9 protein-coding genes are annotated in these 11,608 nt (G+C 47.9%); 2 read left to right on the top strand and 7 right to left on the bottom strand.

The features are described from left to right. Nucleotides 1-12 precede the first annotated feature (12 nt). Entirely contained in the window at nt 13-1,425 is a 1,413-nt protein-coding gene (gene ftsP, locus EFER_RS14920) for a cell division protein FtsP (protein WP_000059407.1), read from the top strand. 213 nt (nt 1,426-1,638) lie between these two features. Here ftsP and EFER_RS14915 read toward each other — a convergent pair whose 3' ends face one another. The 7 genes from EFER_RS14915 to EFER_RS14885 form a co-directional block, all read right to left on the bottom strand. Next, the gene (locus EFER_RS14915; protein WP_024256529.1) at nt 1,639-2,943 is read right to left on the bottom strand and encodes a TRAP transporter large permease; all 1,305 of its coding nucleotides are present in this window, start codon (nt 2,941-2,943) and stop codon (nt 1,639-1,641) included. Between the two features lie 10 nt (nt 2,944-2,953). Next, a complete protein-coding gene (locus EFER_RS14910) occupies nt 2,954-3,436 on the bottom strand; it encodes a TRAP transporter small permease (RefSeq protein ID WP_001259749.1) in 483 nt (160 codons plus the stop codon). A 41-nt stretch (nt 3,437-3,477) separates the two neighbouring features. Next, nucleotides 3,478-4,461, bottom strand: a complete 984-nt coding sequence (locus EFER_RS14905) for a TRAP transporter substrate-binding protein (protein ID WP_000645956.1) — start codon at nt 4,459-4,461, stop codon at nt 3,478-3,480. Nucleotides 4,462-4,533: 72 nt separating this feature from the next. Next, nucleotides 4,534-5,544 carry an Ldh family oxidoreductase gene (locus EFER_RS14900; RefSeq protein WP_000214529.1) on the bottom strand — a complete coding sequence of 337 codons (1,011 nt, stop codon included), beginning with the start codon at nt 5,542-5,544 and terminating at the stop codon, nt 4,534-4,536. A 10-nt stretch (nt 5,545-5,554) separates the two neighbouring features. Next, nucleotides 5,555-6,571 carry a zinc-binding alcohol dehydrogenase family protein gene (locus EFER_RS14895; RefSeq protein ID WP_000853933.1) on the bottom strand — a complete coding sequence of 339 codons (1,017 nt, stop codon included), beginning with the start codon at nt 6,569-6,571 and terminating at the stop codon, nt 5,555-5,557. Further along, nucleotides 6,568-8,040, bottom strand: coding sequence for a mannitol dehydrogenase family protein (locus tag EFER_RS14890; RefSeq protein ID WP_000016332.1), 1,473 nt, complete (start codon nt 8,038-8,040; stop codon nt 6,568-6,570). The genes EFER_RS14895 and EFER_RS14890 overlap by 4 nt, the downstream gene beginning before the upstream one ends. A 324-nt stretch (nt 8,041-8,364) precedes the next feature. Further along, nucleotides 8,365-9,114, bottom strand: a complete 750-nt coding sequence (locus EFER_RS14885; RefSeq protein WP_000438651.1) for an FCD domain-containing protein — start codon at nt 9,112-9,114, stop codon at nt 8,365-8,367. A gap of 252 nt (nt 9,115-9,366) precedes the next feature. Here EFER_RS14885 and EFER_RS14880 point away from each other — a divergent pair, with 252 nt between their 5' ends. Beyond that, nucleotides 9,367-11,586 carry a YgiQ family radical SAM protein gene (locus tag EFER_RS14880; RefSeq protein ID WP_000095188.1) on the top strand — a complete coding sequence of 740 codons (2,220 nt, stop codon included), beginning with the start codon at nt 9,367-9,369 and terminating at the stop codon, nt 11,584-11,586. The last annotated feature ends 22 nt before the right edge of the window (nt 11,587-11,608 follow it).

Raw genomic sequence — 11,608 nt, 5'->3', positions numbered from 1 at the left:
CATGGAGCTTATATGTCACTCAGTCGGCGTCAGTTCATTCAGGCATCGGGGATCGCACTCTGTGCAGGGGCGGTTCCGCTGAGGGCAAATGCTGCCGGGCAGCAACAGCCATTACCTGTGCCTCCGTTGCTGGAATCCCGCCGTGGACAGCCACTTTTCTTGACTCTACAACGCACGCACTGGTCCTTTATGCAAGGAACTCGCGCGGCCGTTTGGGGGATTAATGGTCGCTATCTTGGGCCGACTATTCGTGTCTGGAAAGGCGACGACGTTAAACTGATTTACAGCAACCGCCTGGCGGAAAATGTCTCCATGACCATTGCCGGGTTACAGGTGCCGGGGCCACTGATGGGCGGCCCGGCGCGCATGATGTCGCCAAACGCAGATTGGGCGCCAGTACTACCGATTCGTCAGAGCGCCGCAACGTTGTGGTATCACGCCAACACACCTAACCGTACCGCGCAGCAGGTCTATAACGGTCTTGCTGGAATGTGGTTGGTAGAAGATGAAGTCAGTAAATCGCTGCCGATTCCTAATCATTATGGTGTCGATGACTTCCCGGTGATTATCCAGGATAAACGGCTGGATAACTTTGGTTCGCCGGAGTATAGCGAGCCTGGAAGTGGTGGATTTGTTGGCGATACCTTACTGGTCAATGGCGTACAAAGCCCGTACGTTGAAGTATCACGTGGCTGGGTACGTCTGCGTTTACTGAATGCATCCAACTCACGTCGCTATCAGTTGCAGATGAGCGATGGACGTAACTTGCATGTAATTTCCGGCGACCAGGGATTTCTCCCTGCCCCGGTTTCGGTGAAGCAGCTCTCGCTGGCACCTGGTGAGCGTCGCGAAATCCTGGTGGATATGACCAATGGTGAAGAGGTGTCGATTACCTGTGGTGAAGCAGCAAGTATCGTGGACCGTATTCGTGGTTTCTTCGAGCCTTCAAGCATTCTGGTTTCTACGCTGGTGTTAACGCTGCGTCCGACGGGCTTGTTACCGCTGGTGACTGACACCTTACCGATGCGCCTGTTACCGACCGGGATCCTCACTGGGGCACCAATTCGTAGTCGTGATATCAGTCTTGGTGATGATCCGGGTATCAACGGTCAGCTGTGGGATGTTAATCGCATTGATATCACTGCTCAGCAAGGTTCATGGGAGCGTTGGACAGTTCGCGCCGATATGCCGCAGGCATTCCATATTGAAGGGGTTTCATTCTTAATCCGCAACGTTAACGGCGCCATGCCGTTCCCGGAAGATCGCGGCTGGAAAGATACCGTCTGGGTAGACGGCCAGGTGGAACTGTTGGTCTATTATGGGCAGCCTTCCTGGGCACATTTCCCGTTCTACTTTAATAGCCAGACCCTGGAGATGGCCGATCGAGGTTCGATTGGGCAGCTGTTGGTGAATCCCGCGCCTTAACAAGATTTACCGGACAAGGATGTCTGCTGCTTTAATATCAGCCATAAATTGAAATGGAAAAGTATTCTTCATGCTGGCAATACTTCTTCAATTAGAACTGGTGTAGTTAATTGGCTGCATGTAATGGCCATTGAGTCATAGAGCCTGAGCAACACAATAATCAAGGTAGGCCAGGCAATATACCCGGCCCACTTTAAACACTCAACATTGCTGTCAGTTCGAAAATAATCCTGGCAGCATCAGACTAAGTTGTGGGAAATAACAAATCATTGCCATTACCACAAATAACGCCAGAAACATCGGCATTAATGGTTTAATTGCCCTGTCGATACTGACCTTACCAATGCTGCAACCCACAAACAGAATGGTGCCAACAGGTGGTGTACAAAGGCCAATAGTTAAGTTGAAAACCATAATAATGCCGAAGTGAATGGGATCGATCCCCAGATGCTGGGCGATCGGCAGGAAAATAGGCGTAAATATTAGGATCGCCGGTGTGATATCCATAAAGGTACCGACGATCAACAGAGTGATATTAATAATAAGAAGAATGACCCATTTGTTATCCGAAACGTTGGTAATCAGTTCGTTGATCAACTCAGGAACATCAGCATTCGTCATGGCCCATGACATCCCCATTGAACAGCCTACCAGCAACAAAACAATTGAACTGGTTACTACGGAGTCTAACAGGATGTCATTGAGTTTCTTGATGGTGATTTCACGGTATATCATTGCCAGGACTAAACTATAAATTACCGCAATTGCCGATGCTTCTGTGGGCGTAAATACCCCTGCGATAATACCGCCAATAATGATAAAAATAAGCATCAGGCTGGGAATTGATTCGCGGAATACGTATAAAAACTGACGAAAATTGATGCGTTCGGCTACTGGATAATGGTTCCGTCGTGCATAAAGTGCAGCCACAAACATTAAAGCAGCAGCGGTGAGAATGCCTGGCAGATATCCGGCTAAGAACAATGCTGCAACAGAAGTACCTCCACTGGCGAGGGAATAGACAATCAACACATTGCTCGGTGGGATCATCAGGCCAATAGGTGCAGAGGCAATATTAACCGCCGTAGAGAACGCCGGATCATAGCCCTCTTTTTCCTGCAGAGGTGACATAATCCCACCTACCGCTGCGGCTGACGCAACGGCTGAACCTGAAATCGCACCAAACAATGTATTCGCGAGGATATTACAATGAGCCAGTGAGCCAGGAAGACGCCCAACTAATGCTTGTGCCAGGTTAACCAGTCGTCGGGCGATGCCACCGGTATTCATAATGTTTCCGGCTAATACGAAGAAGGGAATGGCTAATAGCGTAAAGCCGTCCAGTCCCACTGTCATCTTTTGCGAAATCACAGAAATGGCGGCATCGGGTGGTAATGCAGTAATAATTGATAACAGTGAAGAAAGGCCAATAGCAAAAGTAATGGGCACACCTATTGCCAGCATGACGGCAAAACTGCCAAATAAAATTAAGACGGGGTAGAAATATTCAAAGTCCATACTTCCCTCGTTAATGAGAATTCCGTTTGCGATAGTTGTCAATAATATTCATTACTGAATACCAGACCAGAATCAGTCCACTGACAGGCATAACCCAATAAACTTTGTCCATCGGCCATTTTAATACTGGAGAGATTTGTCCAACATGTTGTGCTTTTTCAACAACAATATTCCCACCATAGATCATGAAAATAACCGCAAAGGTCGTAATAATAATTTGGATAAAACTGTCAAGCGTCAGAACTGATGCAGCCGGAAGTTTTTGAGCCAACAAATCAATGGCCAGATGTTTTTTTAACCCCGCTGTATATACACCGCCAAGTAAAATCATCCACATAAATAAAATCTGGGTGAACTCATCCAGCACAGTGCTGGGAGCGTTAAAAATAAAACGTGCAATAACTTGCCAGGTTACGCAGAACACCATAATGGCGAGAATAATGCAGCAACATCCGGCAAGGATCTTATTAAGAATATGAGTGAGTGTTCGCATAAGTTTTCCATGAAAGGGCAGGAATTACCTGCCCATTAGGGTTACATACTTTCTACTTGCTCAAGGTTTTTGGCGGATTGTGCATCTTTCGCCTTGAATTCATCGTATAACGGTTTGACGCGTTCTTTGAAAGCGGATTTATCAACATCAACAACTGTTGCGTTCATCCCTTTCATTTTGTCGTAGGCTTCTTTTTCAGCCGCAGGCCAGATGACGTCCTTCATCTGCATCATGGACTCATCGGCTGCTTTTAATAATGCCGTGCGCTCTTTATCACCAAGTTTATTCAACACATTGGTGCTGATAATTAACACATCAGGTACCATGGTGTGTTCATCACGTGAATAGATTTTTGCGACTTCGGCGTGACGCATATCGGAATAAACTACGGTACTGTTTTCTCCGCCATCAACCACACCTTGCTGAAGTGCGGTGTAGAGTTCGCCCTGTGCCATAGGAGTGGCGACACCACCAAGTGCTTTCATCATTGCAATAGCACTGGGGCTTTGTTGAACCCTGATTTTCATTCCTGCTAAATCTTCAGGTTTTGTAATCGGTTTATTGGCGTAAAAACTTCTCGCACCGCCGTCATAATACGTAATACCAACAAAACCTTTGCTCTCTGATGACTTAAGTATTTTTTTACCTAAATCACTTTGCAGAACACGATAATAGTGATCACGGTCGCGGAATAAGAACGGCAGACTGAAAAGGCTGTAATCCGGGGCAAAAGACTCCAGTGATGCGGCATTAACTTTTACCATCTGTAATGCACCAGAATTCATTAACTCCAGTGATTCACGCTCATTACCTAATGTCGCATTTGGGTAAATGCGAATAACTAATTCACCATTAGAATACTCTTTGGTTTTATCCGCTAAATAGCTTAATGCTTTATGGACAGCATGGCTTTTATCCTGATTATGACTCAGTTTTAATGTTGTTTTCGCCAGTGTGGTATTGGAAATTAATAAACAACTGGTTAACAACATAAGCGATGCCGTCAGAGGACGAAGTGCTTTCATATCCTGCTCCTGGTTAATATAACAGAAACGATAAATACAGCGCTTTTCTATCGTTATAATAAAAAGTAGTAATTAATTCTCTGCCAGATAATGGAATATTCCTGCCGGAACCGGAATACCTTCCTGCTGGCATTTTTCTTTGTAGTGCATTTGCGGATCGTTCGGTGCTAACACTTTTTCGACACCGGGAACTGGTTTAATGGCATGCAGTTCCGTGACCATTTGCGCCATGGTTTTTGCAAAAACAGGATTGCCGAGCTTTTTCGGATCGATGGCAATAACCAAACTTGCCAGCTTACGCATCTTGTCATAATCACCATACATGCGAACAATATGGTTACCAAAATTCGCATTCATCAGCACACCAGTCAGTGCATCAATAGCCAGCGCAATGCCTGAACCTTTGTGTTGGCCGAAAGGTAGCAGGTTTTCAATCTTATGCGGATCAGTGGTGCCATAACCGTCTTTATCTATCGCCAGCCCTTCACCAATATGTTTTCCGGTTTCCTTTGCATGAAGTATTTTGCCGAAAGCCGTGGCACTGGTCGCCATATCAACAATCATCGGATGGCTGTTTTCCACCGGGAAACCAAAGGCGATGGGGTTAGTACCCAAAAAGCGCTCGGCGCCGCCATGGGGAGCCACGCAGGTATCGGTTTGCGTCATTACGATAGCAACCAACCCTTTGTTGGTGACCATCTCTGCAAAATAAGATAACGCGCCACAGTGAGACGTATTTTTAACGCTAACAAAACCGAGACCCTCTTCCTGGGCCAGTTTAATAGCGTGCTCAGTGGCGCTAATTAATGCCGAATGCCCCATTCCGTCGTCAGAGTCGAGAATTGCCACTGACGGTGAAATTTGCTCAATGCTAAACTGCGGGGCTTTATTTAACCCTCCGGCAGCAAGGCGGGTGCAATAATGTTCAACACGCATAACTCCATGTGAATGCACACCTGTAATATCGGCATGTACTAAAACATCTGTCACCTGTTGTGCAGTGTCAGGATCCAGCCCGGCGGTATGTAATTTGTGGTGCACCAGTGATTTTAAATTATCTTCACTGACATAAACAGTTGTCATATTTGTTCCCTTAAAAAGTGATCACACCCTTGACCATATTTTTATTTTCTACAACGTTACGTTGGTAATCTTCGCCAACACTAAAGAAATCGAACTCCTGGTTTTTCATTAAATTTTCGTGAATTTTATTGCTGCGCATCAGTTCAATCACCAACGCAAAATCTTCCCGTGTGGCATTGCGGCTGCTGAGTAAAGTTGTCTCTTTTTTATGGAAGGTCGGATCGTCAATAACGAGTTCACCAATATACAAACCGATGAAAACAATTTTGCCGCCATGACGAATAAGATTTACATCCTGACTCATTGAAGCTTTATTTCCCGTCGCATCCAGTACTACGCAAGCCAGTTCGCCTCCAAAGGCCTCACGAAGCGCGACAATAAAATCTTCCTGTGTGGGATCGAAGGCATTAATAGCCAGATGATCCACAACGTGCTGGCGACGTTGACAATCAATATCAGCAACAACAACATGCGCCCCTTTAGCCCTGGCGATGGCTGCGGTAGCCAGACCGATTGGCCCGGCGCCAATCACCAGTACGTTTTGTTCAGCCTTGATCTCAGCCCGACGAACGGCATGTGCACCAATGGCGAAACATTCAACCAATGCTCCGGCGCTGTCGCTTACCTCGTCAGGGAGCGGCACAAGGTTGTCTTCACGTACCGCAAGGTATTCACTAAAACCCCCATCCTGATGCACGCCATACAGCGAAACACGTTCGCAGCAGTTCGTTTTCTCTTCCCGACAGGCTGCGCACTCGCCACACGGAATGCATGGGATGACGGAATAGCGCTGGCCTGGCTGTGCTGTTTGGCACTGACTGCCTCGCGAAATCGCTTCGGCGCATATTTCATGACCTAATACACGTGGGTAGCTAAAAAAAGGCTGTCTGCCGGCAAAAGCGTGAATATCAGTACCACAAATACCCACAGCTTTGATTTTTAACAGCACTTCATTATCTGCTGATGTGGGAATATCCTTTTCCACATATTCCATAACGCCAGGCTGCTGACAAATTAATGTTTTCATTTCTGCTCATCCGATAATAATTGGCTGATGGTGGCCTTGATGCCTTTGTTTTTTATATTCGCAAATGCGATTTTTATTTCATTTATAAATGGCTGATGGTTGCTTAAATCACCAAATATGGCGCTAAGGTGCAGTAATGCGAGCGCCTGTTGCCATGCGTCTTGTTGTTCCTTTATTAGCGCCTGAAATTGTTCATTCATTGGATCAGCGACAGACTGGCTTTTCTCAACAGCTTCAATGACATAATGCAACCAACCAGCCACGAGCAGTGACAGAACAGCATTGTTTTGTTTTTGCTGATGCAATTTCAGCCAGGGAGTCAGCGCTCGCTGGGGAAGCTTTTGCGAACCGTCCATAGCAATTTGCCCGGTACGGTGTGCAACATTACGGTTGCTAAAGCGTTCAATTAACAGGTCGGCGTATTCATGGGCGTCGATATTTAAGTCTGGATTAAGTGTTCGGGCTTGTTCATTAATCATCAGCTGGCGGGTAATGGAACGAAAATCAGCGTCTTCCATGCATTGCCAGATAAATTCATAGCCAGCCAGTGAGCCGTTATAGGCCAGAAATGAATGGCTACCGTTTAACATGCGTAACTTCATTTCTTCGTAAGGCTGAACATTGCTGACAAACATCGCGCCTGCTTTATCCCATTCCGGTCGCCCATGCACAAAATTATCTTCAATCACCCACTGGCGAAATGATTCGCAGACAATCCCGCAGGGATCGGCATAACCGGTTTTAGTTTCCAGTAAGGCGAATTGCGATTCGGTCATTGCCGGAACAATACGATCTACCATCGTGCCTGGAAATGAGACATTTTCTTCGATCCACTGAGCCAGGGGCTGGTCCAGTTGTCGGGCAAAACCGAGAACGGCATTTCGCGTCAGATGCCCATTGTCTGGCAAGTTGTCACAGGAGAGCACGCTAAAAGCGGCGAGTCCTGCCGCTTTACGTTGTTGCAAAGCACAGACGATCAAGCCAATAGCCGACTGAGGCGCATCCGGGTTTTGTAGATCGTGTTTGATTAATCCATTGGTGAGATCAAGTGATCGCGTTTGCGAATCGAGACAATAGCCTTTCTCGGTGATGGTTAATGAAACGATTGTTACCTGAGGTTCAGTCAATTTCTGAATTGCTGCGGTAATGCCATCCACGGGGGTGTGAATACCGCCAGTCACCGAACGCACAAGGCGTGAGGTAGATTGCGATGCAGATGTTTCCACAACCGAAAACAGCCCATTTTGCGCATTTAAGTTTTCAATCAGTTGAGCATCACCAAAAAGGTTGATCTCAAAGATCCCCCAGCGGGTGTCCGAAAGCTGATTAGTGAGATCCATGTAGACAGCCTGGTGTCCGCGATGAAAAGCGCCAAAACCAATATGGACAATATCTGCCTGTAACTCGTCCCGAGGCCAGGTGGTTACCTGATCATAGTGGGCGACAGCGATACTTTCGTTCCCTGACATTATGCTCTTACTCCTGGTAGCTGGTGTGTATAGACCAATTTACATAATTCACTAGACCAAAAACAGAGAGATGCATCACGCTTGCAGAGAAAGGCAAAAGTACGAAACAGAACAACAAGGCGTTATTTATATCTGTATCAATGAGTTATATGAATAAAATGAAAGGAAAGTTTTTTAGAGGTCAGTTTTTGGGATAATTGCCGCTAATCTAAGATATCTGATGATAATCGATTTATTAGACCAATTGAGAAGAGAGCGTGTACCAGTGGAGGGTGCAACGCAGAGCCAGCGTCATTTTTCACGCCAGCTCTGGACTAATGAAGGTTAACGAGCGAAGAAAAAGTCATCAAAATCGCTGATGGAAGCGTCTTGTTTGAAGATTTTGATCAGTTCATTTTTGCTGTTTTCCAGATGTCTCCAGGACGCTTCCCTGGCGAGCTCTGAATCTTTCTGTTGCAGAGCCAGGAAAATAGCCCGGTGATCTTCCAGCCATTGCAGACGCAAATGCTTTTCATGCAGGTACTTGTAGTTAAGTTTCTTCCAGCGGGGGTTTTCTGTGCGCACTGCCCGCCATAATTCAGCGGCTTGTTTGATGAGTACCCGATTTTGCGTTGCTTCGGCAATAATGCTATGAAAACGATGATCCAGTTCTTCAAATTTATCGCTTTCCGCAGCGATAGCCTTTTCCTGTAATCCAATGATTTTCTTCAACTCTTGTAACTCGTTAAAGCTGATCTGGCTGGCAGCAAAACCGGTAATATTGCTCTCAATTACCTGACGTGCCTGTAACAGTTCAAACGGGCCAATTTCTGAATAAGGCATCAAGGATTTCTGATTGAGCTTATCGGTGGAATCAACAAAGAAGATCCCTGACCCTTGCTTCACATTCAGCACGCCTTTCAGTTCCAGCATAATGATGGCTTCACGAATGGTAGTTCGGCTGGTATTAAACCGCTCGCTCAGTTCACGTTCTGAAGGTAGGCGCTCTCCGGCTTTAAATACGCCTGAATACAGCAACTCCTCAATCTGTAGACCAATATCGTAATAGCGGCGCTTTGTAATAACCTGTTCCATACCTAGCCTTACTGTGGGTGTCCTCGGATAGCCGATCATCGTGCAACATGACTTGAGCGTTGCTGATCGGCATAAATAGTAACGGCAGTTGCCACGATACCGCTAGCCTTAAATGTGTTTGCTATGGCTGAGCTGTGAAAAACGCTCACCAGGGTATTTCGTAACCTTTCATCAACACCACTTCATTTCCGCGCGCGATACAGCGTATAATCCCCGGCCTTTGATTATTTTTTTACCATTTCTGGAAGCAAAATGAGCTCTATCTCCTTGATCCAACCGGATCGCGATCTGTTCTCCTGGCCGCAGTACTGGGCCGCCTGTTTTGGACCGGCACCGTTTTTGCCGATGTCACGTGAAGAGATGGATCAACTTGGCTGGGATAGCTGCGACATCATTTTGGTAACAGGTGATGCATATGTTGATCACCCAAGCTTCGGGATGGCGATTTGCGGTCGTATGCTGGAAGCGCAGGGCTTTCGTGTCGGGATCATCGCCCAGCCAGACTGGAGCAGCAAAGACGATTTCATGCGTCTGGGTAAACCGAATCTGTTTTTCGGCGTTACCGCAGGCAACATGGACTCGATGATCAACCGTTACACTGCCGATCGCCGTTTGCGTCATGACGATGCCTACACGCCAGATAACGTTGCGGGTAAGCGCCCGGATCGCGCCACACTGGTTTACACCCAACGTTGTAAAGAGGCGTGGAAAGATGTACCGGTGATCCTCGGCGGTATTGAGGCCAGTCTGCGTCGTACCGCACATTATGATTACTGGTCCGATACCGTACGCCGTTCAGTGCTGGTGGATTCTAAGGCCGACATGCTGATGTTCGGTAACGGTGAGCGTCCGCTGGTGGAAGTGGCGCATCGTCTGGCGATGGGCGAGCCGATTAGTGAAATCCGTGATGTGCGTAATACCGCGATTATCGTGAAAGAGGCGCTGCCTGGCTGGAGCGGCGTGGATTCTACCCGTCTTGATACCCCTGGGAAAATCGACCCAATCCCGCATCCGTATGGCGAAGATTTGCCGTGCGCGGATAACAAACCAGTGGCCCCGAAAAAGCAGGAAGCGAAAGCCGTAACCGTGCAGCCACCGCGCCCGAAACCGTGGGAAAAAACTTACGTATTGCTGCCTTCTTTCGAGAAAGTGAAGGGCGATAAAGTCCTGTACGCTCATGCTTCACGTATTCTGCACCACGAAACCAACCCCGGCTGCGCGCGTGCGCTAATGCAAAAACATGGCGACCGCTATGTATGGATCAACCCGCCTGCCATCCCGCTTTCTACCGAAGAGATGGACAGCGTCTTTGCGCTGCCGTACAAGCGCGTGCCGCATCCGGCTTACGGTAATGCCCGAATTCCGGCTTACGAAATGATTCGTTTCTCGGTCAACATTATGCGTGGCTGCTTTGGCGGCTGTTCTTTCTGTTCTATTACCGAGCATGAAGGTCGCATTATTCAGAGCCGTTCGGAAGATTCGATCATCAACGAGATTGAAGCGATCCGCGACACCGTACCAGGCTTTACGGGCGTGATTTCCGATCTCGGCGGGCCAACTGCCAACATGTATATGTTGCGCTGCAAATCGCCGCGTGCCGAGCAGACTTGCCGCCGTTTATCGTGCGTTTACCCGGATATTTGTCCTCATATGGACACTAACCACGAACCGACGATCAACCTCTATCGCCGCGCGCGTGATCTGAAAGGCATTAAAAAGATCCTCATCGCTTCCGGCGTGCGTTATGACATCGCCGTGGAAGATCCGCGCTATATCAAAGAGCTGGCGACCCATCACGTTGGCGGTTATCTGAAGATTGCCCCGGAACATACCGAAGAAGGGCCGTTGTCGAAGATGATGAAGCCGGGCATGGGCAGCTATGACCGCTTTAAAGAGCTGTTCGATACCTACTCGAAACAGGCAGGTAAAGAGCAATATCTGATCCCGTATTTCATCTCGGCACACCCCGGTACGCGTGATGAAGATATGGTGAATCTGGCGCTGTGGCTGAAAAAGCATCGCTTCCGTCTCGACCAGGTACAGAACTTCTACCCGTCGCCGTTGGCTAACTCAACCACCATGTATTACACCGGGAAAAACCCGCTGGCGAAGATCGGTTATAAGAGTGAAGACGTCTTCGTGCCGAAGGGTGACAAGCAGCGTCGTTTGCATAAAGCGTTGCTGCGTTACCACGATCCGGCAAACTGGCCGTTAATTCGCCAGGCGCTGGAAGCGATGGGTAAAAAGCATCTGATTGGCAGCCGTCGTGATTGTTTAGTGCCTGCGCCAACCATTGAAGAGATGCGTGAAGCGCGTCGCCAGAACCGCAATACCCGCCCGGCGTTGACCAAACATACGCCGATGGCGACCCAGCGTCAGACGCCAGCTACGGCAAAGAAAGCGTCGTCTACGCAGTCTCGTCCGGTGAATGCTGGTGCGAAGAAACGCCCTAAAGTAGCGACAGGTCGTTAATTAACTATTCCCGGTAGCAGAA

Source organism: Escherichia fergusonii ATCC 35469 (genome assembly GCF_000026225.1).
Lineage (GTDB): Bacteria > Pseudomonadota > Gammaproteobacteria > Enterobacterales > Enterobacteriaceae > Escherichia > Escherichia fergusonii.
Note: the sequence above shows the minus strand (reverse complement) of the source record. Positions and strands in the feature narration are given on the sequence as shown.